We start from the raw sequence: 24,357 nt of genomic DNA, 5'->3' as shown, positions 1-24,357 counted from the left end.
TACGAAAACGGGCCGGTTGGTCACAATCGCAGCTGCGGCAGTGAAATCGCCGACTTCATTCCCTTGCCTTCGTTGGGTGCTGGCGAGCGACGTCGTTTTCAAGAGAATAGATGTCTATCTATCGGCGGAAACGTCGTTGTTGATCAATTTTGAGCGATAATCCGCTCGCCCATCGCACTCCCCGCTGGCAGAGAACGCTGCATTGAACCAATCTACCAACTCCGCTCAGGTCGCTGAAAAAATCGTTGCTAACGAAGTTTGGCAATACGAAACGGCCTTTAGCCAACGCATCGGAAATGTCGCCAACGCGACTCGCGAGGCACTGAGAGCCCCTGCCGATTTCCCGCCGGTGACCGCCGCTATCGCGCCGGGCGACCGAATCGCGTTGGCGGTGGACCCCAACGTGCCTGATGTTTGCGAAGTCATTCGTGGCGTGCTGTTGGAGATCGAACTAGCCGATGTCGAAACGATTGATATCGTGCTGTGGGACGAAACTGACGATGAACTTTTACAGCAATTGCAAAGCGAATTCGAAACGATTGCACATGTCATTCGTCATGACTCGCAAAAACGCGACTTGCTGCGTTATCTCGGTGCCGACATCGATGCGGACCCCATTTACTTGAACCGCTTTCTCGCCGATGCCGATCTGGTATTGCCGATCCTGGCGGCACGGCCGGGCGATGCGGTAGGCGACAATGAACTGAGCGGCGTCTACCCGATGCTGGCGGATTCCAACACTCGATTGCGGCACCAGAAATCACTGCAACAGCCGTCGACAAAGAAAAAAACGTCGAACGAGTCGCACGTCGGATGGATGTTGGGTGTTCAAGTCTTGTTGGCGGTGGCTTCCACTCCCGAGGGCGATGTAGGCGGCATCTTTGCCGGCACTCCCGAGGCGACGCGTCGCTGGTTTGAACGACCACGCCACTCCGCAGACGATTTCCCTCCTGCGGCACCCTTGGTGATCGCAACCATTGAGGGTTCGAGGCAACAGAACTCTTGGGCCAATTTAGCGCGTGCGATTTCTGCAGCGGTGAATCACACGACGCCGGGGGGCACCATTGTGCTGTGGAGCGAGATTGATCATCCGCCGAGCGATCGATTGGTGTTGCGATTGAGCAGTGATCGAGAACTCGAGGATTTGAGTTCCTCGTTTGACGAAGACGAGAACCTCGAAGGACTCTCCGAAAGCTCGCTGCTGGGCCAATCCGAAGATGGTTTTACGATCTGGGACGACTCGATTGCGATTGCCGATGCGGTCGAGCGAGTACGTAGCGAATACCGTCTGCTGCTGCACAGCAAGCTAGGTTCTGAGGTGGTGGAGTCACTTGGCCTTGGCGCGGTTGAGTCACTTGATGCACTGGAGCATCTAAGCCGATCGTTCGAGAGTTGCGGAATTCTGCGTGCAGCTCAATTTGCCGGTGGCACGTTTCCAAGGCTAGTTGCCGATTCCGAGCCGCAATAACCCCGTCTAAAGTGCGGACCGCATGCGATTCAGTACGTCTTTTGCACTTCAAAACTTAAGCAAAGCCCAAACGAATGACCGAAGTTGCCATTGAAATTGCGCATCGCTTTTGTCCGCATTGTGGAGTCCCCAACAAAAAAATCGGCAGTATTCCCTTTCGCTGCAGTTCATGTGGTTTTGCGAATTTCTTTGGTCCCTGCGGTGCTGTAGGAGCACTCGTCGTCAACGAGCAAAATGAATTACTTTTGGTACGCAGAGCTCGCAATCCGGAAAAGGGAAAATGGGGATTGCCGGGCGGGTTTGTCGATCGCGGTGAAACGATTGAACTTGCTCTTACGAGGGAAGTCTTCGAAGAGACTCAATTGAAAGTCTCGAGTCATGACTTCTTGATGTCTCATCCGAATGACTACCGCTATGGTGGAATCATTGTGTCGGTAATCGATCTGTTTTTTGTTTGCAAAGTCAGCAACGCCAGCGAGATTGCGCTGCAAGAATCGGAATTAACCGAGTTCCGCTATGTTGATAAAGCCTCGTCCCTGTTTGATAACATGGCGTTTCCGTCCAACCGAATCGCTATCGACTATTGGATCAATTCCAGCGAGTGTGCGTGATCGTTTTACTTCCTGAGCCAGCTGCTATGGCGGAAAATTTGAGGACAATTGTTCTCCACGGAGCGACGAACGTCGCCTGAAATGTGTGGAAGTCAAACTGCCATTTTCTAGCGACTGCTTGCGGCGACGTTGGCTGCATTTTGCAGATTGCGTTCCGACGTTTCCCGGAACAGATCGGCGATCACATCTTCTAGCGGAGGATCCTCCACTGCGACGTCTTCGATCGGATTGTCCCGCAACGTTTCCGCTAATACTCGCGGCACGTCCGCGCGATTGACTCGCACTCGCACTTTGGGCCAATTTTCGTCTAAGACTTCGCCAAACGCCGACATTGATGGACGATGCCCTTCGGCGAACTGTAGCGTGATGATCTTTGAACCTGAGAATTTATCGATGATTCCTGACAGCGATCCGTCGTACTCGATGCGACCATCGGCAACGATCACGACCCGTTTGCAAAGCGCCGCGATGTCTTTCATGTAATGGCTGGTCAACAGGATCGTGATCTTGCGTTTCTCTTGGTAGTACCGCAAGAACTTTTGGATGTTGTGCTGGGCGATCACGTCGAGTCCGATCGTCGGTTCGTCCAAAAATAAAACCTCGGGACTGTGCAGCAGTGCCGCGATCAGTTCCATCTTCATCCGCTCGCCGAGTGACAATTCTCGCACCGGTTGGCTCAAAAGTCGCCCGACATCGAGCAGGTCGGTCAATTCGGAGAGCGTTGTTTTGAACTGGTCCGCATCGATTCCATAGATTTGCTGGTGCAGCCGATACGATTCTTGAGCGGGTAAATCCCACCAAAGTTGGTTTTTCTGGCCCATCACTAGGGCAAATCGGCGACGATAATCGTTTTTGCGCTGCCAGGGGACATATCCCATCACCGACGCAGTGCCGCTGGTCGGATTGATCACCCCGCTGAGTAATTTCAGTGTGGTCGTCTTGCCGGCACCATTGGGGCCAAGAAAGGCCACAAATTCACCTTGCTGGACATCCAAATCGATCCCGCGAACTGCTTCCACTTCGCTGTATTCACGATGGAACAGTCCTCGGATACTCTCGGAAAGCCCCTCGCGTTTTTTGTAGACGCGGTAGGACTTCGTTAATTGACGGACTTCGATAATGGACATGAATTCGGCTGACTCGAGCAAAGGTCGGTACATCGCGCGGAGGCTATGGTCGGTTATTGTAGGGTGCGAAGTCAAAGACTGTAGATCCCCCGTGCCGACATCCAATCCACCCCGCACATTTGTTTGCAATGCTTTTTAGTGGGGCGGATCCGCTAGCAAGATGGTCAGTATTTGGGGATGTTTTGTTTTGAGCTGTGTTTTTGCCCACTGTTTTTCGTCGTCCCCTATCAATCCCCTCTCTGGAGTTCCCCCACATGAGCACGCCGATTCCTGCGATTCGTATTGGACTGGGGTACGATTCCCACCGGCTTGGAAATGGGGGGCCGCTGCGGATCGGAGCGATGGATATTGCGGCCGAAGTGCATGCGATCGGCCATAGTGACGCCGATGTTTTGCTGCATGCGATCACCGATGCGTTATTGGGTTCGGTCGCTGAGCCTGATATCGGCCGCTTATTTCCCGACAATGCGGAGGAAAACCGAGATCGCGACAGTAGTGAATTCCTGCACGAAGCGCTTCGCCGTATTCGCCATCACGGCATGGAGATCGTCAATCTCGACTGTGTGATCTTGGCGGAACGCCCCAAAATGGCACCTCATTTGGATCAAATGCGAGAAACGATTGCCCAGTTGTTGGATATCTCGGTCGACCGCGTGGGGATCAAAGCAAAGACGGGAGAAGGGATTGGGGCGATCGGCGGCTCGACGGCGATCGCGGCCCGAGTCGTCGTGCTGGTTTACAGCACACGGGAATCTTAAATCGCCCTCTACTTGATCGCCTTCTCTCTCTATAATTCCCCGATTCCCACGAAGATACGATTCCACGTCGGAATCGTTTGCATCCCTGAAAGTCATTTTCCCAGAACTATTTCGATGAGCACTGCTACCGCATCCACCAGCGTCACTGGGGCTTCGGACACGAAGCCGCAGATCCGAATCTACAATACGCTGAGTAAAACCAAGGAAATCTTTCAGCCTATCGCCCCGCCCAAGGTCGGCATCTATCTGTGTGGACCGACTGTCTACGCCGAGTCGCATATCGGGCACATGGTCGGCCCGGTTATTTTTGACACCGTCAAACGTTACCTCCGCTACAGCGGCTATGACGTCACTTGGGTCGTCAATATCACCGATGTCGACGACAAATTGATCGCGAAAAGCCGCGAGCGTGGGATTCCGATGAGCCAGATCGCGGTCGAAATGACCGCCGATTACTTGTCGAATTTGCGTGAGTTGGGAGTCAATCAAATTGACTATCTGCCCCGTGCAACCGACCACATGCCGCAAATCATTAGCTTCATCGAAGCTTTGATCGCCAAGGGACACGCGTACGAAGTCGACGGTGATGTCTTCTTTGATGTGATGAAGGACCCGAACTACGGCCAGCTTTCCAATCGCAGCGTCGATGCCCAGCAAGGCGAAGGGGGCGAAGCGGCGGCCAAGAAAAAATCATCGGGCGACTTCGCACTGTGGAAAAACTCGAAGGGCCAATCGATCGCTTGGGATAGCCCCTGGGGCAAGGGGCGACCGGGTTGGCATATCGAATGCTCGGCGATGAGCCACGAAATCTTGGGCGATACGTTCGACATCCATGGCGGCGGTTTGGATTTGATGTTCCCTCATCATGAGAACGAACGTGCCCAAAGCGGTTGCTGCCACGATGCACCGATGGTCAAGTACTGGATGCACAATGGGCTGATGCGAGCCGGTGAAAAAGGCAAAGTCGGTGGCAAAAGCGATCGCGAAGAATCCAACGAAGAGGCCGCTGCGGGCAAGATCAGCCGTAGTAAGGGAGCGGGCGGATTGTCCGAGCTGATTCGCCGACATACCGGCGAACGCATTCGATTCTTCTTGCTCCGCACTCACTATCGATCGACCATCGTGTATGGCGAAGAAGGGTTGCAAGAAGCGGGCACGTCGCTCGAAGCGTTCTACCGATTCTTTGATCGTTTCGCCGAGATCAGCGGCAAGTCAGTTTACGATTTGCAGCCCGCAACGTCGCGTACGAAGGGTGAATTTGATCCCGGCAAAGACGCGTTGCTGGTCGAGATGTACGGCGTTCGGCAAAAATTCTTGGCCGCGATGGATGACGATTTCAATACAGGTGCAGCAATCAGTGTGCTGTTTGATACGTTGCGTTTGATGAATCGTTTCATGGACGAAAACAAACTCGACGCGAATAGCGACAAGGCTTCTGCGGCGGTCGCTTCGCTCGTAGCAGCCGCGACGATCATTCGCGAATTAACTGCAGTGCTGGGGATTTTCGTCAAAGCACCACCGAAATCGAGTGGCGACGATGGCGACGCGGCGCTGTTGGACAGTGTGGTTCACTTGTTGATCAATTTGCGCAAAGAAGCACGCGAGCGGAAAGATTACGCCACTGGCGATGCGATCCGCGATCGTCTGAGCGAGCTTGGCGTCGCGCTGCTGGATAAGAAAGAAGGTACGAGCTGGGAACGTAGCTCGTGATCAAAGGCGGCGTATCGGGACGGCGGATTCTGGGGATTGACCCCGGTTTAAATACAACCGGGTACGGAGTGATCGAGGTTCATGGTGCAACGATCAAGTTGTGCGAAGCCGGAATCATTCGCAGTCGTGCCAAGGATCCGCTGGAGAAGCGTTTGCGAGAGATCTACACCGGCGTCAAGGAAGTGATCGAGGCGTTAAGCCCCGAGATGATGGCGCTGGAGCAGTTGTTCTCGCATTACGAGCGACCACGAACGGCGATTTTGATGGGACACGCTCGCGGCGTGATTTGTTTAGCCGCCGGTGAAGCAGAGATTCCGGTAGGCCACTTCGAGCCCACACGAGTGAAGAAGGTGTTGACCGGAAACGGTCGAGCCCCCAAAAGCCAAATGCAATTGGCGGTGAAGTTGCAACTGCGATTGGCGAATCTGCCTGAGCCGGCCGACGTCGCCGATGCATTGGCGATCGCGTTGTGCGGCCATCACTTGGGCATCAACACGCCGCTAGACAAGTTGATGAAGTAAGGAACAAGCGGGAAGCGTAGTGGATCTTGCTAAAGATCCCAGAGTCCATGTAGTGGATCTTGCTAAAGGTCCCAGAATCCATGTAGTGGATCTTGCTAAAGGTCCCGGCGGCGAGGGAGGTTTAGCAACCTCCACTACGAAGCCTATCCCACTTTTTAATAACACGTATTTGTAGGATGCAATCTGTTGATCGTCACGATTACAGGAAAATTGGTTCGCGTTGGCGAGGCCTCGGTGGTGATTGAATCGGCCCCGTTTGAGTACGAGGTGTTTGTTGCCGATTTCACACGTCGCCAATTGCAAGGCAAAATCGGTGACGAGGCGCGGCTGCATACGCTGCAGTACATCGAGGGCAATGCGGCCCAAGGCGGACGCTTGACCCCGCGATTGATCGGTTTTATGTCGGAACCCGAACGCCAATTTTTTGATCTGTTTTGCAGCGTCGACGGTGTCGGTGTGAAGAAGGCGTTGCGGGCGATGGTGCGTCCGGTCAAGGAATTGGCGGTGCTGATCGAACAGCAAGACGCTAAGTCGTTGTCGGCACTTCCGGGCGTGGGGCCCGCAACGAGCGAGCGAATTATTGCTAAACTTCGCCGCAAAATGCCACGCTTCGCCTTGATGGTTGATCCGGGCTCGATTGGCGAAACGCCTGAGGCTGGCAGCGAAGTGATCGGAGAGACTTTCGATGCCTTGATCACGCTGGGGCATTCCGAAGCGGATGCACGACGTTTGATCGACGAAGCGATTTCGGGCAAGAAGAAGTTCAAAGACACCGAGTCGCTACTGACCGCGATCTACCAACGGTCAAGTTAAGGTTTGACCGTAGCGAAACTCGCCAAGAGTTTCGGGGGCCTTGGTGGAGGAAAGTCTTCGCGACTTTCGCTACTCGAGCCTATCCCGCAAATAAACTCGATAGCGACGTGTCGAACTGGCCTCGAGTCATCACGGTGGGGACGCCGGCTTCGCGTGCCGCTTTGAGTTGATTGACTTGGACATGAGGTCCGTAGGCAATCACTTTTGCCGTCGGGCAGCGAGACGCGATTTCCCCCACTACATCGGGGATCAATTTGCTTCGCGTTGACAAATCGATGATCACGTAGGCCACCGAATCGAGGTCACCTTCGGGCAAATTTCCGCTGAACTTGAATTGCAGTTCAGCGTTATCCGCCGCGCCACGCACGCGTGATGCGAACATCAAATCACCGGACAGAAACAGAACGAGATCAGCGGTTGGGTTTGCCATGGGATTACTTACGTTTCTCGACTTCGTTCTTCATGAATTTTAAGCCTTCCGTGGCCAACGTGATTTCATCCTTGAACATGCGGCGCCAAATTTTGGTGGCGGCTGCGATTTCGGGAAGGGCTAAGCCGAACGCTTCGATGACCATCCAACCGTCGTAGCCCATTTCTGCAATGGCGTCAAAGTTTTCGTCCCAGCGAACGTGTCCTTCGCCGGGAGTGCCACGATCGTTCTCGCTGATGTGGACATGATACAGTTTATCGCCACCGACTTTGACTGCGTCCTTGATTCCCTTTTCTTCGATGTTGCTGTGGAAGGTATCGTACATCATGCCGCAAGCGGGATGGTCGACTTCGCGAACAAAACGCGCCGAGTCGGCATGGCAGTTAAGGAGATAACATTCGAAACGGTTCAGCGCTTCGACGCCAAGTTTGACTCCGACGTTGCCAGCATGTTCGGCGACCGCGCGCATGCTTTCCACGCCCCATTTCCATTCGTCCTTTGTGGGACCCGCGCCGCTGAACACGCCGATTGCCGAATGGTAAGGGCCGACCAATGTTTCCACGCCAGCGACTGCACAACAATCCAATGTCTTTTTCGTCAACTCGATTCCCTTCGCACGGACGGCGGCGTCGGGCGAGATCGGGTTGTCTTCTTCACCACGAATCGTGACTGCGGTGCGAGCTAGGCCCATGCCATCAAGTTTTTTGCCAATCGCCGCGTAGTCGAGGTCGATGTTGAACATTGGCAACTCAACGCCATCATAGCCAGCCGATTTGAGTTGTTCGCAAACTGGCATTAGTTCGTCGGTAACTTCGCCGGACCACAGAAGGAGGTTCATGCCGTATTTCATTGTTTGCCTATCTAGTTCGAGTGTTGAAGCGAGGGAAAAGGAGACTCGCCCGACGGTGGTGTCAGTAATCGCGTTCGTCGCGACTGAACCAACGTGGACGCTTGCGAGAGCCATTGGCCAACTTGTGGGGGTAAAGCCGCAAGTCCAACACGGCTCATCACTTGATTGAGCCGATACAAGAGTTTGTCATTGTCGAGGTAGTCGTACAAGAACCGCAATTCGATAAAACGATCGATCGCTTTTGCGAGGTTCTCCGTCGGTTTGCCCGTTATTTTGTTCACACAGGCCTGGATTTTCTCGGACGAAAGATCACTTAGCAAGCCGTAGTAGCGGTCCGCGGTCGAGGGATCGTCGCGAATCCAGAATGCATCGAGCAAGATTTCGATCAAAATGTGGCCCACAAACGTCGGTCGAAATCCTGCGTCGCCGGGCAAGAGATCACGAAGCTGAACCGCCAGTGTCATGTTCGTTTCGACAAAGGCTTGAGTGGCATGAAACCACTGATCGTCATCGACATGTTGAATGATCCCGCTGGCCACATCTCGGACGTCGGGGTCCTCGTCTTCGGTCCACAGCAAGGCGTGCCGCCGACGCGCCCGAATTTTGCGATCCACCACGCTCAACCAATCTGGTACCGCAGTTCCAGCAGCCTTCATTGGCTGGTCAAAGTAGGGCAATGCGTGGCTCAGGAAATTCATGCCACGTAGCCTACCAAGAATTCAGGCAAGGTGGCAGGTCTGCAGATCGGGGCAATTCGGCTTGCTTACGAGAGCTGTGTTACAGGGCGACTGAATTTGGCTGCGATGAGCGAAATTCCTTCGCCGAGCCATATTTTTATCTGAGGACTGACGAAGATTACTGCCGACACGCTGGCGATTGCAACGGTTGATCCCAGTATCAAGCTCGCTGGCAGAACACTGATCAGTACCATCAAAAAATCAAACTTGAATCCGCACCAAGCCATCGCGATCCAAATACCGATCATGACAGTCCCATGAGCACACAAGGTTGCGATCACAGCACCTTGCAGTCCCAGGATTGGCAATAGCAATGCGTTTAAAATTAGATTTAGCGTTAAGCCAACCGCGATCGCGATTCCGACTAACTTGCCGCGTTCGGCAACCCACAAATAGTCTTGTCCGATCATCACGAGTGATGCCCAGATGTAAAATACAAATGCCATCGGCATCAGTGCCAAGCCGTCTGCGTAACGATTTTGAAGCAAGTTGGCAAACAACCATGGTGCGATCAACATTGTTACCGCACTTCCCAGAGTGAAGACGACGGATAACGCAGCGAGGACCTTGCGAAGTCGATCCACCACCGCTTCGCGACGCCCTGATTCCCAGTCCGCAGCAAGATACGGCATCAAGACGCCGGCAATCATGCTCGCCAAACTCATTAACAACACCGGAAAGATTCGGCCACTGTGATATTGGCCTACCGCCGCTTGTCCTATTTGTTCGCCACCGTGAGTGAAATGCAAGATCATGTAACGATCAGACATTTCAAATAGATTGCTCAATAAGTTCATCGTCCATAACGCCACCGCATAAGGCAGCAAGCGTCGCCACATCGATGGGGCATCAAAGCGAGACTCGCTGTGTGGCAGTCCCCGCCATCCTTTAGCCAGCGTCCATCCACCGGGCAGAATTGCGATCAAAGATGCAATGGCAAAGCTGAGGATTAATCCCGCGAGTCCGCCGCCTTGCATCAACCAAGCGACCCCCAGGACTGTGAACATTACGCTTTGAACGAACTGCATCATCGATGCAACCCGCACTTGCCGTAACGACGAGACTAATTGGTGTACAAAATTGAATGCGATGATCGCCAACACACCGGCGGCGACACAGTAGGTCAACGAATGATTGTCAGCGTCAAGAAAAATCAGCCATCCAAACCAATCGGGGGCAACCATCAAACCGCAAAGGAAGACTGCGGCACAGCAAAGCGTTACCAAAAGCAATCGCCGAACGAGTGATCGAAGGTGACCTTGTTGTCGATAGGTTTCCACATACCTCGGCAAAGAACCGGGCATTCCGAACAACATCACCGGCGTGGCCATGGTGATGAAATCGAATGCCATTGCCCACTGGCCGACCAGCGAATCGTCCATTAATCGGCAAAACCAGACACTTCGGAAAAATCCGAGTGATCGTTGGATGACCGTCATCGCTAACACGACAATCATGCCAATCGCAAGCGAATCAGCAGCAAAGCTCGTGGGAGTTTCGGTCTTGGTCGATGTCACAGCTAGCAGATCGTTCCATGTTGGAAACACAGTGGATAGGGACGAAACCTCACTCAACTGCGTTCAGATTGCGTCAATGGCGAAACGTAATGGATCGATGAAATGTGGGATGCAGTGAGTACTGGCGTCCCTAAAACTTGGATTGCCGGCGATAATTGTCGATAAGTTTTGCGGGATGGCGCGGAGGTGAGGGTTGTAACATGTCGGAATGATGTCACTTCTACGCTGGGCGGGACGGCTGGTCATGGGATGCTGGGCCCCTAGTTTCTGAAAGCCGAAGATTCGATGGGGGAATCCTTCAGCGTGGATGCTTTATGCAAATTGGTAGAGTTGGCTGTCGAGTAGTCGGCAAGAGCCCTGTGCATCGACACTGCTGCCAATGGCTCAGCTGGGTCACCCCAGAGGACGGGTGCGCGATTTACCCCCGGATTTATTGATGTTTAGGAAAGAATGAAGTCATGGTTTTTGGTTGGCTTTGGGCTTTTTCCTAACCTATGTTTCAGCTCGCAGCGATATTGTTCTCTCGACCTTACGGTTTCTCCGAATGAACCAGACCCCTTCTCTATCCGCATCCACGAGCCCCATCGCTGCCCCCGTTCTCGGAATGGAACAGGCGAATTTGGTGGAGAAGAATCTGCAGCTAGAGCAACTGCTTGCCAGTCTGCATGAGGCCTCGCCGAAGAGCGAGGAGCGTCGCTTTATCGAATCGCCTGATGTCAAGTTTGAAAACCAGTTGGCGATGGTGCGTCTTGGGATCGCCAGCTCGCTGTTCTTTTCGCTGCGGGCAAAACATGTCGCCACTGCGGCTCATTCCCTGCGAGTCGCGTTGTCGTGTTCTGCGTGGGCGCATCGGCTGGGACTCGATCAATCGCTGCGAGATCGTATCGAAGTGGCTTCGTTGCTGCACGACCTTGGCAAAATTGGGATTCCCGATCGCGTGCTGCGAAAACCAGGCAAGTTAACGGTCGACGAGCAATTGACGATGGATTGCTGCTCTCGCTTGGGAGTCGAAATCTTACGCGGATGCACTAGTGACAACGAATTGCTCGACATCGTTCTGCACGCGAATTCGTGGTATGACGGTCGTCGGCACGATGACGGACCGCGGGGTGACGCGTTACCGGTGGGCGCTCGGATGCTCGCGATTGCTGATGCGTTTGATGCGATGACAACCGACCATGTTTACCGCAGTGCCCTTAGCCGTGAACGGGCGATTCAAGAGCTCGCTAAAGGTAGCGACACCCAGTTTGATCCCGAGCTTGTGATCGATTTTAGCAACATGCTCGAAGATCGCCCAGAACTGTTGCAGGGCGTTGTCCTGGATCGCTGGCTCAATCAACTGCAAAGCGATTCCGAATTGTCGATTTGGAATTCTGGATCCGGTCACAAACAGGCCGGCTTTGCGATCCGATCGGGACAGGACGAGCTGTTTTTAGACTCGCTCGTCGGCAAGCTCAAAGATGGTGTGGTGTTTACCGACAGTGAAGGGACAATCACGCGGTGGAACGATACTATGCAGCATCTAACGGGGATTTCCTGTGATGCGATCCATGGCAAGGCGTGGAGCAACGAAACCGTTCGGTTGCGAGAAAATGACTCTTCTCGTCAAGAGGATTCTTGCATCGTGACGCAGTGCCTTCGCTCGGCAAGTTCGTTCCAGCGAAAAATGGTGATTGAACAACCCGGTGGTATTTCCACCCCGGTGCATGTCCAAGTGACTCCGGTTTCCGGATCGCAACCAGGATGTTTGGGGACCGTGATCGTGATTCGCGATGTCTCGGACGAAGCCAACATGCTTGAAAAGCTCGACTCGCTTCACCAACAAGTCACACGCGATCCGCTAACCGGGATCGCCAATCGAGCCTACTTTGATGAACAGTTGGCACTTTTGACCGCACGTGCCAAAGAAGGCGGCTCTACATTTAGTTTGATTATCTGTGACATTGACCACTTCAAACGGGTCAACGATGTGCACGGGCATCCCGCAGGCGACGAAGCATTGATCCGTTTTGCCGAGATTTTGGAAAGCCACAGTCGCGACGGTGACTTGGTTGCTCGCTATGGTGGCGAAGAGTTTTTGTTGATTGCAAACAATTGCGACAACGCGACCACGACCAAACGTGCCGAAGTGATTCGCGCCGCACTGGAGCGGACGCCGCTGCCGAGCATCGGCAATGAAGCGGTCACGGCTAGTTTTGGTGTGACCGAATATCAAGCGGGCGACACCGCCGAGACGATTCTCGCTCGCTCGGATCGCGCTCTATTGAAAGCGAAGGACAACGGTCGTAATCGAGTCATTCAGCTGGGGTCGGGAAATCGACCCAGTGAGACTGCCGAGTCGACCAAGCGAGGCTGGTTTGCTTGGTTCGATGTCAGCGAGATTCAGAAGAACAGCGAGTTCGACATTTTGACGCCCGTTCCGACAGCGCTGGTTATCGAAAAACTACGAGGTTTTATCGCCGACCACGACGCGGAAGTAATGCATGTCACCGAGAACCAAGTTTCGATCAAAGTCAATGCGGTTTGCACCACCGGTGGTCGTCGCCGCGTCGACCACCAAATCGTGCTGAACGCACAATTGACTTTGAGCGAGCAAAAACGCAACGATTTCGCCGGTTCAGGCAGTCGCCATTGGGATGGAACCAAAGTGCACGTCGCGATTCGCCCGATCCGAAATCGGGATCGACGCAACCGAGCATTGAAGCCCTGCATCGTCCAGCTCGTTTCGAGTTTGAAGAGCTATCTGATGGGTGAAATTGTCACCGATTCGGATGTCTAGCGTCACCGCTGCACTTGCAACAGCGTCATGATTACATGACCGTTGTAACGCGCTTACGCGACGCGGCCTTGCCATGGATCGGTTGCACCGTGGTAAGAGTCGTCGGCGGAATGAAATCAAGGGGTTATTTCCTTGGCTTGACTCGGGCGTTATCGTTCTAGGGTAGCGAGAAGTTTATTTTTTCGACCCTAAAACGGAGCAAAATTGGCCATGGCTTACACATTGCCTGCACTGCCTTACGCGTACGATGCATTGACGCCTCACATCGACGCCAAGACGATGGAAATCCATCACACCAAGCATCACCAGGCCTACATCACGAAGGTCAACGATGCCATCGCTGGCACGCCACTGGAAAGCAAGTCGATCGAAGATTTGATTTCGGATCTTTCGGCTGTACCGGACGACAAACGCGGTGCCGTTCGCAACAACGGTGGCGGACACGCGAATCACGCGTTGTTCTGGACCGTGATGGGACCGAGCAAGGGTGGCAGTCCCTCGGGCGATTTGGCCGCTGCGATCGACAAAGCATTCGGTTCATTCGATGCGATGAAAGAACAGTTTGCCAACGCTGCAGCAACCCGTTTCGGTAGCGGATGGGCTTGGCTTTACGTCGAAGGCGGCGCGTTAAAGATTGGCAGCACCGCAAACCAAGACAATCCTTTGATGGGGCAATCGGTTGCTGGAATCAGCGGCACGCCGGTTCTTGGATTGGACGTTTGGGAGCACGCATACTACCTGAACTACCAAAACCGCCGTCCTGACTATGTTTCCGCATTCTGGAATGTCGTCGATTGGGACGCGGTCGCCGATCGCTTTGCAGCTGCAAAATAATTTGATGTAACGGAGCGGATCTGGCGGCTTGTTGTTGGTTTATTTGATGAATTAAACCGTGAGAGTGAGCCGTGGGCCGTAAGGCACCGGGTAATGTCCAAGACCCGGCCGCTTACGCGTCGCGGATCACTAAAACAACAAGCTGCAAGCCGAGGCCGAACTCGAGCGTGAACCAAACGAAAAGGCGTTGCCGTTAGACGGCAACGCCTTTTTTCGTATCTTCGTTGCCCGGCAAGCATTGCACGCGCAAAAAAAACGGCGGACTCGAAAGTCCGCCGTCTGTCTTATTCAATCACAAGTAGCTGAGATCTTACTCGTCGATCTTACTCGTCGCTGCTTGGTGGGAAGAGAGGACCCGCACTGCCCAAACCGCCCTTCAGTTCGCCTTCGACGGACGAAGCAGGGACTTGGTTCTCGGCAGCTTCGGCAGCCGCTGCAGCACGTTCTTGCTCTTCGCCCCATTCGACTCGCTTGAGCGATAGGCCAATCTTGCGTTCGTCGGTATCGACTCGCAGGACCTTGACTTCGATGTCGTCGCCAACCTTGACCACTTCTTCGGGATCTTCGACCTTCTGCTCAGCCAATTCGCTGATGTGCAACAGGCCTTCGAGTCCGTCTTCCAAGCTGATGAAGACGCCGAAGTTGGTGATCTTGGTGACCTTGCCCTTGACCAATTGGCCAGGTTGATACTTGTCAGGAATGTCGCCATCCCATGGGTCGTTATCAAGCTGCTTCAGTCCCAGGGCGATACGGCGACGCTCTTCGTCGACGCTCAAGACGCGGCAAGCAAGCTCTTGGCCCTTTTCGAGCATTTCGCTCGGGTGACCGATCTTGCGAGTCCACGACATGTCGCTGACGTGAAGCAGTCCGTCGATGCCCTCTTCCAATTCGATGAACGCACCGTAATTGGTAAGGTTTCGCACCTTGCCGGTAACATCCGTTCCCTCAGGATAACGCTCGAGCACTTCGTCCCAAGGGTTCTTCTGAGTTTGCTTCATACCGAGCGACAACTGTTGGCCGGCGGGGTCGACACCCAGGATCTTGACATCGATTTCGTCGCCGATGTTGACCAATTCGCTTGGGTGATTGACTCGCTTGGTCCAGCTCATTTCGCTGATGTGTACCAAACCTTCGATGCCAGGTTCGAGTTTGACGAACGCACCGTAGCTCATCACGTTGACGACTTCGCCCTTGTGATCGGTGTTGACTGGGTACTTCTCTTCGATGTTTTCCCACGGGTTGCGATCCTTCTGCTTCAAACCGAGAGCAATCTTTTGCTTTTCGCGGTCGATGTGCAGAACCTTGACTTCGATTTCTTGGTCGATCGAAACCATTTCGGTGGGGTGACCAATTCGCTCCCAAGCCATGTCGGTGATGTGAAGCAAACCGTCGATGCCGCCCAGGTCGACGAACGCACCGAAGTCGGCGATGTTCTTGACGACCCCTTTGCGGATCTGGCCAACTTCGAGTTCTTTCATCAAGTAGGCGCGATCTTCTTCGCGTTGACGTTCGATCAACGAACGACGGCTGATCACGATGTTGCGACGCATGTCGTCGATCTTCAGCACTTCGGCCTGGATCACGCGGCCAATGAAATCGCCGATGTCGCCGGGACGTCGAATGTCGACTTGGCTGCCTGGCAAGAAGACGTGGATAACGCCCAATTCGACCAGCAAACCACCCTTGATCTTGCGAACAACGGTACCGGTGACCACTTGGCCCTCGGCAACCTTGTCCATCATGTCTTCCCACTCGATGATCTTTTCCGCTTTGCGCTTGCTTAGCGAGATCATGCCGTAAGGATCGTCGGCCGCTCCGAGTTCGTCCTCCATCTCTTCGATGAGAACTTTGACGGTGTCGCCAACTTTAGGTGGATTTTCGTCCCCTCCCCATTCATCGAGACTGACGGTGCCTTCGCTCTTGAAACCGACGTCGATCAGTGCCCATTCGTCGTTAATTTCAACGATTCGGCCGTCGACAAGTTTTCCCTGAGCATAATCTTGTTGTTCCGCTGCCAGGGCTTCAAAAAGCAATTCTTCGGCTTGGTCTGCAGGGACTAGCAGAGCCAATTCGGCTAGAATGTCGTCGTCTTCGAGATTGCGGATGAGGTTACGGTTGACCATGAAAATTGATACCAATTGAGCTATGAACCTAGGGTGCGAGACATGCACCGGTCCAAAGTTCGGGGGGGTTAGAGTTGGTTATTTGTCTCCTAGCTTGACACATCATCAAGCGCCTAGTCGCGTAACCTAACAAAGCGACAAAAACGTCACAACAGCTTTGCCCGTAGTTTCACGATGAAAAAGCCGATCCGTTGCCATTTCGGCGTCCGATCGGTATCAAATGGCCTGTTCTGAGTCCGAGATTGTTTCTTTCGACATCGCCCACTCCAAGATCCCATGACTGAATCACTTCCTCTGCGAGTCGCCATTGGTGGCGATCACGCCGGTTTTTCCCTGAAAAAGATTATCGTCGAGCGTTTTGGCGACCAGGTCAGCGCGATGATCGATTGCGGCACCAACAGCGAAGCGAGCTGTGATTACCCCGATTTTGCGATCGCGGTATCAAAAGAAATCTTGGAAGGACGGGCCGACAAGGGAATTATGGTTTGCGGCAGCGGGGTGGGCGTCAGTGTGGCGGCCAACAAAATCCACGGAATTCGGGCCTCGATCTGCCACGACACCTACTCGGCCCACCAAGGCGTCGAGCACGATGACATGAACGTGCTCTGTATCGGCGGGCGGATTATTGGCTCAGAATTGGCATTTGAAATCATCCAGGCGTTCCTCGGTGCTCAATACGAGCCCGAAGATCGCCATGCTCGCCGATTGGCCAAAGTTTTGAAAATCGAAAAAGAGGGAATTTAATTCCTGATTTTTTACTTTGCGTAGCCAGTTGGATGGGCTTGATGCCACTTCCAAGCGGTTTCGACGATCGATTTGACGTCCATATATTTGGGTTGCCACCCCAGTCGCTCTTTGGCCATCCGGGCATCGGCGATCAATTCCGAAGGGTCGCCAGCTCGACGCGGCCCCATTTTCTCAGGAATCGCGTGCCCGGTGACTTCGCGACATGCCTCGACGATTTCACGGACACTGGTGCCACGGCCAGTCCCCAGATTGACGCAAAGTCCTTTGCCGGGTTCGATTTTATCCAGCGCCAGCAAATGAGCGGCACCTAGATCGTCGACGTGGATGTAGTCGCGGACACAGCTGCCGTCCTCGGTCGCGTAGTCGTCACCAAAAATGGTGATCGCGTCGCGTTGTCCCAAAGCGACCTGCAACACGATCGGAATCAAGTGCGTTTCCGGATCGTGGTCTTCGCCAATCGATCCGTCCGGCCGAGCACCCGCAGCGTTGAAGTAACGAAGTGCCGCGTAGCCAAAGCCGTACGCCGCAGCGTAGTCGGCCAACGCATGCTCAAACACCATCTTTGTAAATCCGTACGGATTGATCGGATTTTGCGGTGTCGTTTCTGGGATCGGAATCGTGTCCGGTTCCCCATACGTGGCCGTGGTGCTGCTAAACACGATTTTCTTGACATCAGCTTCACGCATTGCATCAAGCAGTTCAACTGCATCGATCACGTTGTTGCGGTAGTAGAGAGCTGGGTCGTTGACCGATTCATTGACCAGTGCAAACGCCGCGAAGTGCATTACCGCGTCAATTTTTTTATCGCGAAGCGTTTGCACGACCTTGGTTCGGTCGGACAATTCGCCTTGGACAAGCATTCCGTCCGGCACCGCTGCCGCGTGGCCGCGTGAAAGATTGTCGTAGACGGTAACTGAGTGACCTGCGTCTAGCAGCAACCGAACCGCGTGAGAACCGATGTATCCCGCGCCACCTACCACTAGAACATTCATGGCAATCGTACTTTCTAAAACAGTTGGAATGTTTGGACGAGCAAAAACGAAAACCGAGCGAGATCGCCATCTCTCTTCAATGGCGACCGCGTCGTTTGTCGAATCAAGATAAGGGTAATTTGTTGATTCCGCCAATGCCATAGCTCGTGGGATAGGCTTCGAGGCTGTGTGTCGCAGAATCAACAGACTGGAAGTCCATGCTACGACCCTCGTAGCGAAAGTCGCGAAGACTTTCGTCCACCCTTGCCCCACCCAAAACTCTTGGCGAGTTTCGCTACGAAAAGACCTTTCTGCCTCGACAGGCTGGAAGCCTATCCCACATTTTCACCTTTGAGGGGATGCATTGGCTAAACGACCCACCAAGCTCGAGTTGTTGCAAAAGGCGGGGCCGCCACCGAAATCGAGTCGCGCAACCGAAACGATTTGCAACGAATTCCTCGACTATCTGCGTAGCGAATGCCACTTGGCAGCCAATACGATCGCCGCTTACGGCCGCGATATGAGGCGATTTGCGGCTTGGGTTGGCAAGGGAGCGCTGAACCAAATATCCATTAACGATCTGTCGTCGTACATTGGCGAACTGCACGAAGCCGAGCTAGCTCCTGCATCGATCGCACGCAACGTGGTTGCGGTTCGCACCTTCTTTAAATACTTGCAGCTTGAAGGGATTGTCGAGAGCAACCCGGCCGAATTGATTGTCACTCAGAAGATGTGGCAACGCATGCCGAGCGTTTTGTCGACTCGGCAAGTCGACTTGTTTCTGTCGTCACCGCGGAAGGCGGATGTCTATTGGCAGCGTGACATGGCGATGCTGGAAGTGCTTTATGCAACCGGATGTCGCGCATCAGAGGTCTGTTCGATTCGTGTGCGAGACATGTCGCTGAGCGAAAAATTCTTGAAGTGCGAAGGGAAAGGAGGCAAGCAACGCATGGTCCCTATCGGCTCGCAAGCGATCGCTGCGATCACTCGCTACTGCGAAGAGTTGCGAGGCAAGTTAGCGGAGAAGAGCCCGCATCCTCCCGAAGAGTTGTTCTTGTCACGCAGTGGTCGTGCGCTCGATCGCATCCAGCTGTGGCGACTTGTTAAATTTTATGCCAAGCGTGTTGGCATCGATCCCTCGATTAGCCCCCATAGTTTGCGGCATAGCTTTGCCACTCATTTATTGGCTGGAGGCGCCGATTTACGTTTAGTGCAAGAGATGCTTGGGCATGCAAGTATTCAAACGACACAAATTTATACGCACGTCGAACACTCGCGTTTGAAGAAGGTGCACCAAAGCTTTCACCCGAGGGCGTGAGTTTTGAAGTTGCGATATTGCAGTTTTACCTAGCAAGTCACAACCCGAAGCGAAAGTTTTGAAGTTGCGCTATTTGCTGTCGCGGAGCGACATACATCGATAGCCTCGGACTTTAGTCCGAGGGATTTTCGCCAATATCAATCGAGTCCCAGCGGGACGTTTTGTGACTTGCTCGTTCGCCACAGAACGTCGCTCCGCGACTTGGTGCCAATTTCAGAACCGATAACCTTGGACTAAAGTCCAAGGCTATCCCATGAAGTGCCTCCGGCACAAAACAGCAACATCAAAGAGCGCAAGCGAGGAACCGAGTCAAGTCAGCGATTCCCTCGCTTACGCTTCGGCTTATGAAAAAAGGCAACTTAGAAATGCGTCAGCGATTACGCTTTTAAGGACCGCCGGAGTAACTACTGACGTAGCGGAACTCGCGCGAGAGTTTCGACCAGCCTGGAAAACGAAAGTCTTGACGACTTCCGCTACGGGAAAACCCGTCACTTATTGTTCCGACGGTGCTAGAAACTCGCGTGTTTAAGTGGCAATCGATTGCGACGTGAGATTGGCTGATGTAACGATGTCGTTCAATCAGTTAGGCCAATCGGGATCCGCGATCTTGCGTCCCATCGCAGACAATCTGGCTTGAGCATCAAGCAGGCGTTGCCAAGCCGAGAACGTTAAGACGACTTCGTCGTTGCTTTCGTTTGTCTTTGCCGCTTCGATCAATTTGTGAAGCCGTGATTGAAGGTAGTCAAGGATTTCACAGAGCTGTGCTTTTTGGCCCGGAGACAATCCGTCGGGAATCGAAGGAACTTCGAGGATTTGGACCAATTCGGCGGGGTATGGCGACTTCGGCTCTTGATTCAGTTCCAGTGCAATCGAGCTTTCGGAGGATGCCATGTCACGACTGAGTGTCGGATTATCGCCGCCCATGGCCGCAAGTCGTGCTGCGATCTGTTCTTCAGAGCCGACCAAGATCAAACTGCGGCCTAATGCGATTAAGTCGCCATGTCGAAGAATCTTCAGCTGACACTCGGTCCCGTTGACCTTCGTTCCGTTGGTGCTATCCAAGTCGGTTAGCACAAGTCGTTCGTTGTCGCGTTGAACCTTGAAGTGACATCGGCTGACACGTTCATCATTAAGCTGAATGTCATTGCCTTCTTCGCGACCTACTGTCAGCGGTGGGTGCAAGTTTTCGTACACCTTACCACGATCAGCGCCATGCAGAATCTTGAGGGTCACGCCCGACATGGGGCACTCCGAGTGGAGGAAATTTGAATGACAAGAATGATTTGTCGAGGAGGGTGAGTATAAACCTTGTTTACGTTTGCGTCACCGCAGTTCCCGCCGTTTAACGAGATCTTTCTGTCGTTTAACAATTCGACTCGACTCCGACTCGGCGTGATTGAATAGTAGTCGCCAAGGTCCTAACGCGACACACTCATGAATGTACTTACTGAACTTCTAATATAATACATTTTAAATAGTCGCTTTCGGGACATGAAATTGCACAAGGGTGATCCGGCGCGGGGCCTCGGTTCTCTAACACAATTAAATCGCGTCGTTTTCGCCGCCCTACGTCCAGCAACATATTTAAAAATTCCGAACGCGAGACACGACCACTGCAACTGCACGTCACAAGCACCCCTCCAGGGGGTAGCAGGTCAACCGCTAGCGAGTTGAGTCGGCGGTAAGCTCGGATCGCTGTATCGACTTGATGGCGGCTTCCCGCAAATCGAGGGGGATCCAAGACGATCGCGTCGAAACGCTGCCCTTCGTCGCCGAGTCGCTTCAGTTCGTCAAAACAGTCGCCTTGCGAAAAGCTGATTTTGCCGTGGGCATCATTGTCCAAGCCGTTGCGTTTAACTGCTTCCTGTGCATGATCCAAAGCGGCTTGGCTTGAGTCGATTCCGAGCACGGACTTGGCACCTTCTTTTAAGGCGACCAAGCCGAACCCGCCGTTGTAGCAGCAGACGTCCAACACGCTGCGGCCTTTCATGTATTGGGCTGCAGTGAGGTGATTGAGTCGCTGGTCGAGATACCCCCCCGTCTTTTGTCCGCCATGAAGATCAACTGCCAATTCGAGTCCGTTCTCGCGATAGAGGACCGACTCGACTAACTCGATTCCCTCGAACCATTCGTTTAGGGGCTCAATGCCTTCATGTTTTGCTGTTTTTTCATCCACGCGGACCATGATTGCCCGCGCCGCCAAGGCTGATTTCAAATGCTCGAGAATCGGCTGCTGCCAACGCAGCATCGCCCCGGCAGTAAATTGAACACCAAGGCAGTCGGCATAGCGGTCGACAATCAAACCGCTGAGTAGATCCGATTCGCTAAAGACAATTCGCTCGGCCGCTTGCGTGTCGATCGGGCCAGTCAGCCTGCGGCGGGCGATGGCTGCATCGATACGCGAGCGCCAATGGTTCTCGTTGATTTCGACATTTGCGTCGAAGGCATACAGCCGAACTCGCAAGCGGCTGCCGGGATTCACGATGCCGCGAGCGACCCAATTTCCGTCAAAATCGAGCAGGTCGACCACTTGGCCGCACTTCAAATTATGTCCCGTGTCCGCGAGTGCATGGGCGTGAACCCACGGATGACGAGCCAAAAACGGAAATTGGCGTGACGGTTTCAAACGCAAAGGAACAGGGGTTTCGGAGTAGGTCACGCGTTGTTCTTCCTAAAGGAAATGGTCGATTGGGGGGTAGGGATCGAGGCGGTGAGCCGGATCATCTTGATCGGTCGTAAGCGATTCTGCGGCTAAAAAGTCTGCGTCAGAATGCGGTTGAAAGAGTCATAGAATGATCGATTTAAGCCGATTTCAAAATGCCCGCTCGCCATCGAGAACCAAACTGGGCACAATGGGGTCGGTTAAACTGGAGCGACTGGGTTGTCCGGTCGATAAAATGGAAGACGAATCGGCACGCGGATGGTGCGTGACGATCGTACGCGAAAATGCTTCAAAGAAAGGTCATCTGCCATGACACATGTTGTTTGCGAGCCATGCTCAGGATGCAAATACACCGATTGTGTTGTTGTTTGTCCAGTAGAGTGCTTCTACGAGGGCGATCAAATGTTGTACATCCACCCTGAAGAATGCATCGACTGTGAAGCGTGCGTTCCTGAATGTCCCGTTGAAGCAATCTTCCACGAAGACAACGTTCCCGAGGAATGGAAGAGCTACGTCGAGCTGAACGCCGAGCGATCCGAGTCGGATGAATGCGATGTCATTACCGAAAAGAAAGAGCCGCTAGCGGATAAGTAAGACGTTTCCGGTATCGATTACGCAAGCGTATTCGATCATCGATAACGAAATAATAAACCCTCGGTGAGAAATTTCACCGAGGGTTTTTTAATGTCTCGTGGGCTAGGCTAATCACCTTGTAGCGAAACTCGCCAAGAGTTTCGTCCGAGCCGCCGTCCAATCTGAGAGCTACCGAATTTTACCAAAAGTCGCTGTGACTTTCGCTGCAGCGGCTTCCCAGCTCAGCTCACCGCTGGCAGGAATGTTTTCCAACACTCGTACCGAGGATCTTCCATCGATTGAGCCAACATCGGATTGAAACGTGGTTTCACCGGTCGGCTAAGCAATTGCATACGTGCTTGCTGTGGCGTCCGGCCACCCTTGCGGCTGTTGCATTTCAGGCAGCAGCAAACGATGTTTTCCCACGTTGTCGGTCCGCCATGTGACCTTGGGATCACGTGGTCCAAGCTCAGCTTGTTAGTTGGTTCCGTTCGACCGCAGTACTGGCACTGGTTATCGTCCCGCGCGAACAAATTGCGGCGGTTGAAACGAACCGTCTGCTGGGGCATCCGATCGAATCGCGTCAATCGCACAATCCGAGGCACGCGTAGATCGAAGCCGACGGCGCGGATGTAATCCTCGTCCGGTTGTTTTTCGAGAGACGTAATCTGGCTGAGTTCACACCAGCTTTCGAAGTCGTAGCTGACGTATTGATCGTCGTCATGACAGATTACTTCCGCACATTCGCGGTACAACAACGTAAAGGTACGTCGTACGTTGACCACGCGGATCGCCATGTAAAAACGATTCAGCACTAACACATTCGTGTCGAGTACACTTTGCGACATAAGCAATTCGATCCTTCCGTTGTCTCTCTAAAAAGGCACTTTGTGGGACGAATCCGTCCAGTCAAGTTTTTTTCCAAACCCCCGACTGAACCATCTTCAACAGTTTAATGGACTCGCTTTGCATTCACTATAAGTATGCATGGGGATAAACTACGCTTTCTGCGACACCGATAAGTCTAATGGGGGTTCGCAGCGTTTCTTTCCCATAATTGTAGAGTGTCGACGATCAGTCGCCATCAAATTGACGTAACGGTTCATCGCAATTTCACCGAAGATTTACGGCAAAATACGTGTTTCTGGCCGCATTTTCTGGCTCAAAATCCCGCTCTTTTTGATTTCAATGCTCGCATTTAGTTCGCTCCTTCCTATTTTTTCCTTTTTAATCGACACCGAGCGTTGGTTTGGCTGGCTGGGGCCAACCGGTGCCGTTTTAACCGCGATTTTGCTCGTCGTTTTCTGTGTGGTCGCGTGGGGTTTGAACCTCATCACCCTGCCTGGGAATTGGATTTCCGTCGCCGCGATGGCCCTGTACGCCTGGCTTGGGCCAAGCGAAGGCCGGTTAGCAATCGGCACGGCAACGCTTTCGGCGGCATTTCTGTTCGCCTTGATCGGAGAAATTATCGAGTTCGCAGCCGGAGCTTTGGGAGCCCAGAAGGCCGGAGCGAGCCGCCGCTCGACAATTTTGGCTGTGGTTGGTTCGATGGCCGGAGCACTGATTGGTGCTTTCATCGGGATCCCGATTCCAATTGTGGGCCCTATTTTGGCTGCCATTCTGTTTGGCGGAGTCGGGGCGACCGCCGGAGCAATCTACGGCGAATGGACCGACGGGCGTTCGTGGCGAGAAAGCTGGAGCGTCGGTCACGCTGCGTTTTGGGGACGCACCTTTGGCACGCTCGGCAAGTTTATGGCCGGATTGGCCGTCGTGCTGGCGGCGTTGATCGGCGTCCTGTTTTAGCCAAT

Annotated in this window: 22 protein-coding genes; 12 read left to right on the top strand and 10 right to left on the bottom strand. The window is 53.5% G+C overall.

Annotated elements, in window-relative coordinates:
- The first annotated feature begins 202 nt into the window (after positions 1-202).
- Together SH528x_RS31045 and SH528x_RS31040 are read left to right on the top strand one after the other, a co-directional pair.
- Positions 203-1,468: a hypothetical protein gene (locus SH528x_RS31045; protein ID WP_442507298.1), complete on the top strand. Its 1,266-nt coding sequence runs from the start codon at positions 203-205 to the stop codon at positions 1,466-1,468.
- 74 nt (positions 1,469-1,542) lie between these two features.
- Positions 1,543-2,079, top strand: a complete 537-nt coding sequence (locus SH528x_RS31040) for an NUDIX hydrolase (protein WP_442507297.1) — start codon at positions 1,543-1,545, stop codon at positions 2,077-2,079.
- A 107-nt stretch (positions 2,080-2,186) separates the two neighbouring features.
- Here SH528x_RS31040 and SH528x_RS31035 read toward each other — a convergent pair whose 3' ends face one another.
- Positions 2,187-3,206, bottom strand: coding sequence for an ABC transporter ATP-binding protein (locus tag SH528x_RS31035; protein WP_442512213.1), 1,020 nt, complete (start codon positions 3,204-3,206; stop codon positions 2,187-2,189).
- Positions 3,207-3,460: 254 nt separating this feature from the next.
- Between SH528x_RS31035 and ispF the strand changes: the two genes are divergently transcribed.
- From ispF to ruvA, 4 genes are all read left to right on the top strand, one after another.
- Positions 3,461-3,964: a 2-C-methyl-D-erythritol 2,4-cyclodiphosphate synthase gene (gene ispF / locus SH528x_RS31030; RefSeq protein WP_442507296.1), complete on the top strand. Its 504-nt coding sequence runs from the start codon at positions 3,461-3,463 to the stop codon at positions 3,962-3,964.
- Between the two features lie 114 nt (positions 3,965-4,078).
- Entirely contained in the window at positions 4,079-5,674 is a 1,596-nt protein-coding gene (gene cysS, locus SH528x_RS31025) for a cysteine--tRNA ligase (RefSeq protein WP_442507295.1), read from the top strand.
- Positions 5,675-5,703: 29 nt separating this feature from the next.
- Positions 5,704-6,195, top strand: a complete 492-nt coding sequence (gene ruvC / locus SH528x_RS31020) for a crossover junction endodeoxyribonuclease RuvC (protein ID WP_442512212.1) — start codon at positions 5,704-5,706, stop codon at positions 6,193-6,195.
- A gap of 186 nt (positions 6,196-6,381) precedes the next feature.
- A complete protein-coding gene (gene ruvA / locus SH528x_RS31015; protein ID WP_442507294.1) occupies positions 6,382-7,008 on the top strand; it encodes a Holliday junction branch migration protein RuvA in 627 nt (208 codons plus the stop codon).
- A 79-nt stretch (positions 7,009-7,087) separates the two neighbouring features.
- Here the strand turns inward: ruvA and SH528x_RS31010 are convergent, their stop codons facing one another.
- From SH528x_RS31010 to SH528x_RS30995, 4 genes are all read right to left on the bottom strand, one after another.
- Positions 7,088-7,438, bottom strand: a complete 351-nt coding sequence (locus SH528x_RS31010) for a histidine kinase (RefSeq protein ID WP_442507293.1) — start codon at positions 7,436-7,438, stop codon at positions 7,088-7,090.
- Positions 7,439-7,442: 4 nt separating this feature from the next.
- Complete coding sequence (locus SH528x_RS31005) at positions 7,443-8,288, bottom strand: sugar phosphate isomerase/epimerase family protein (RefSeq protein ID WP_442507292.1); 846 nt, start codon at positions 8,286-8,288, stop codon at positions 7,443-7,445.
- Positions 8,289-8,299: 11 nt separating this feature from the next.
- A complete protein-coding gene (locus tag SH528x_RS31000; RefSeq protein WP_442507291.1) occupies positions 8,300-8,986 on the bottom strand; it encodes a hypothetical protein in 687 nt (228 codons plus the stop codon).
- A gap of 65 nt (positions 8,987-9,051) precedes the next feature.
- On the bottom strand, positions 9,052-10,542 hold the full coding sequence (locus SH528x_RS30995) for a lipopolysaccharide biosynthesis protein (protein ID WP_442507290.1): 1,491 nt from the start codon (positions 10,540-10,542) through the stop codon (positions 9,052-9,054).
- A gap of 544 nt (positions 10,543-11,086) precedes the next feature.
- On the opposite strand from SH528x_RS30995, the gene SH528x_RS30990 reads away from it, so the two are divergent.
- Together SH528x_RS30990 and SH528x_RS30985 are read left to right on the top strand one after the other, a co-directional pair.
- A complete protein-coding gene (locus tag SH528x_RS30990) occupies positions 11,087-13,321 on the top strand; it encodes a diguanylate cyclase domain-containing protein (RefSeq protein ID WP_442507289.1) in 2,235 nt (744 codons plus the stop codon).
- Positions 13,322-13,531: 210 nt separating this feature from the next.
- Entirely contained in the window at positions 13,532-14,155 is a 624-nt protein-coding gene (locus tag SH528x_RS30985; protein WP_442507288.1) for a superoxide dismutase, read from the top strand.
- A 323-nt stretch (positions 14,156-14,478) separates the two neighbouring features.
- On the opposite strand, the gene SH528x_RS30980 is transcribed toward SH528x_RS30985, so the two are convergent.
- Positions 14,479-16,278: a 30S ribosomal protein S1 gene (locus SH528x_RS30980; protein ID WP_442507287.1), complete on the bottom strand. Its 1,800-nt coding sequence runs from the start codon at positions 16,276-16,278 to the stop codon at positions 14,479-14,481.
- Positions 16,279-16,554: 276 nt separating this feature from the next.
- Here SH528x_RS30980 and rpiB point away from each other — a divergent pair, with 276 nt between their 5' ends.
- Complete coding sequence (gene rpiB, locus SH528x_RS30975; protein ID WP_442507286.1) at positions 16,555-17,022, top strand: ribose 5-phosphate isomerase B; 468 nt, start codon at positions 16,555-16,557, stop codon at positions 17,020-17,022.
- A gap of 11 nt (positions 17,023-17,033) precedes the next feature.
- Here the strand turns inward: rpiB and galE are convergent, their stop codons facing one another.
- On the bottom strand, positions 17,034-18,017 hold the full coding sequence (galE, locus tag SH528x_RS30970; RefSeq protein WP_442507285.1) for a UDP-glucose 4-epimerase GalE: 984 nt from the start codon (positions 18,015-18,017) through the stop codon (positions 17,034-17,036).
- 343 nt (positions 18,018-18,360) lie between these two features.
- On the opposite strand from galE, the gene xerD reads away from it, so the two are divergent.
- Complete coding sequence (gene xerD, locus SH528x_RS30965) at positions 18,361-19,314, top strand: site-specific tyrosine recombinase XerD (protein ID WP_442507284.1); 954 nt, start codon at positions 18,361-18,363, stop codon at positions 19,312-19,314.
- Between the two features lie 579 nt (positions 19,315-19,893).
- Here the strand turns inward: xerD and SH528x_RS30960 are convergent.
- Together SH528x_RS30960 and SH528x_RS30955 are read right to left on the bottom strand one after the other, a co-directional pair.
- Positions 19,894-20,556 (bottom strand): FHA domain-containing protein, encoded by a 663-nt coding sequence (locus SH528x_RS30960; protein WP_442507283.1) that lies wholly within the window; start codon positions 20,554-20,556, stop codon positions 19,894-19,896.
- A 202-nt stretch (positions 20,557-20,758) separates the two neighbouring features.
- Positions 20,759-21,973 carry a class I SAM-dependent rRNA methyltransferase gene (locus SH528x_RS30955; protein WP_442507282.1) on the bottom strand — a complete coding sequence of 405 codons (1,215 nt, stop codon included), beginning with the start codon at positions 21,971-21,973 and terminating at the stop codon, positions 20,759-20,761.
- Between the two features lie 312 nt (positions 21,974-22,285).
- Here SH528x_RS30955 and SH528x_RS30950 point away from each other — a divergent pair, with 312 nt between their 5' ends.
- Positions 22,286-22,570: a 4Fe-4S binding protein gene (locus SH528x_RS30950; RefSeq protein WP_442507281.1), complete on the top strand. Its 285-nt coding sequence runs from the start codon at positions 22,286-22,288 to the stop codon at positions 22,568-22,570.
- Between the two features lie 221 nt (positions 22,571-22,791).
- Here the strand turns inward: SH528x_RS30950 and SH528x_RS30945 are convergent, their stop codons facing one another.
- Positions 22,792-23,397 (bottom strand): HNH endonuclease, encoded by a 606-nt coding sequence (locus SH528x_RS30945; protein ID WP_442507280.1) that lies wholly within the window; start codon positions 23,395-23,397, stop codon positions 22,792-22,794.
- A gap of 340 nt (positions 23,398-23,737) precedes the next feature.
- Between SH528x_RS30945 and SH528x_RS30940 the strand changes: the two genes are divergently transcribed.
- Entirely contained in the window at positions 23,738-24,352 is a 615-nt protein-coding gene (locus tag SH528x_RS30940; protein WP_442507279.1) for a DUF456 family protein, read from the top strand.
- Positions 24,353-24,357: the final 5 nt, after the last annotated feature.

The organism is Novipirellula methanifontis, assembly GCF_052161655.1.
GTDB lineage: Bacteria > Planctomycetota > Planctomycetia > Pirellulales > Pirellulaceae > Novipirellula.
The sequence above is the reverse complement of the archived record's forward strand: the minus strand, read 5'-3'. Positions and strand labels throughout refer to the sequence as shown.

Bases quoted from the DNA above. Each gene is read 5' to 3' on its own strand.
- SH528x_RS31040 (WP_442507297.1), top strand. From the start codon at position 1,543: ATGACCGAAGTTGCCATTGAAATTGCGCATCGCTTTTGTCCGCATTGT.
- SH528x_RS31035 (WP_442512213.1), bottom strand. From the start codon at position 3,206: ATGTCCATTATCGAAGTCCGTCAATTAACGAAGTCCTACCGCGTCTAC.
- ispF (WP_442507296.1), top strand. From the start codon at position 3,461: ATGAGCACGCCGATTCCTGCGATTCGTATTGGACTGGGGTACGATTCC.
- cysS (WP_442507295.1), top strand. From the start codon at position 4,079: ATGAGCACTGCTACCGCATCCACCAGCGTCACTGGGGCTTCGGACACG.
- SH528x_RS31010 (WP_442507293.1), bottom strand. From the start codon at position 7,438: ATGGCAAACCCAACCGCTGATCTCGTTCTGTTTCTGTCCGGTGATTTG.
- SH528x_RS31005 (WP_442507292.1), bottom strand. From the start codon at position 8,288: ATGAAATACGGCATGAACCTCCTTCTGTGGTCCGGCGAAGTTACCGAC.
- SH528x_RS31000 (WP_442507291.1), bottom strand. From the start codon at position 8,986: ATGAATTTCCTGAGCCACGCATTGCCCTACTTTGACCAGCCAATGAAG.
- SH528x_RS30990 (WP_442507289.1), top strand. From the start codon at position 11,087: ATGAACCAGACCCCTTCTCTATCCGCATCCACGAGCCCCATCGCTGCC.
- SH528x_RS30985 (WP_442507288.1), top strand. From the start codon at position 13,532: ATGGCTTACACATTGCCTGCACTGCCTTACGCGTACGATGCATTGACG.
- SH528x_RS30980 (WP_442507287.1), bottom strand. From the start codon at position 16,278: ATGGTCAACCGTAACCTCATCCGCAATCTCGAAGACGACGACATTCTA.
- rpiB (WP_442507286.1), top strand. From the start codon at position 16,555: ATGACTGAATCACTTCCTCTGCGAGTCGCCATTGGTGGCGATCACGCC.
- galE (WP_442507285.1), bottom strand. From the start codon at position 18,017: ATGAATGTTCTAGTGGTAGGTGGCGCGGGATACATCGGTTCTCACGCG.
- SH528x_RS30960 (WP_442507283.1), bottom strand. From the start codon at position 20,556: ATGTCGGGCGTGACCCTCAAGATTCTGCATGGCGCTGATCGTGGTAAG.
- SH528x_RS30950 (WP_442507281.1), top strand. From the start codon at position 22,286: ATGACACATGTTGTTTGCGAGCCATGCTCAGGATGCAAATACACCGAT.
- SH528x_RS30945 (WP_442507280.1), bottom strand. From the start codon at position 23,397: ATGTCGCAAAGTGTACTCGACACGAATGTGTTAGTGCTGAATCGTTTT.
- SH528x_RS30940 (WP_442507279.1), top strand. From the start codon at position 23,738: ATGCTCGCATTTAGTTCGCTCCTTCCTATTTTTTCCTTTTTAATCGAC.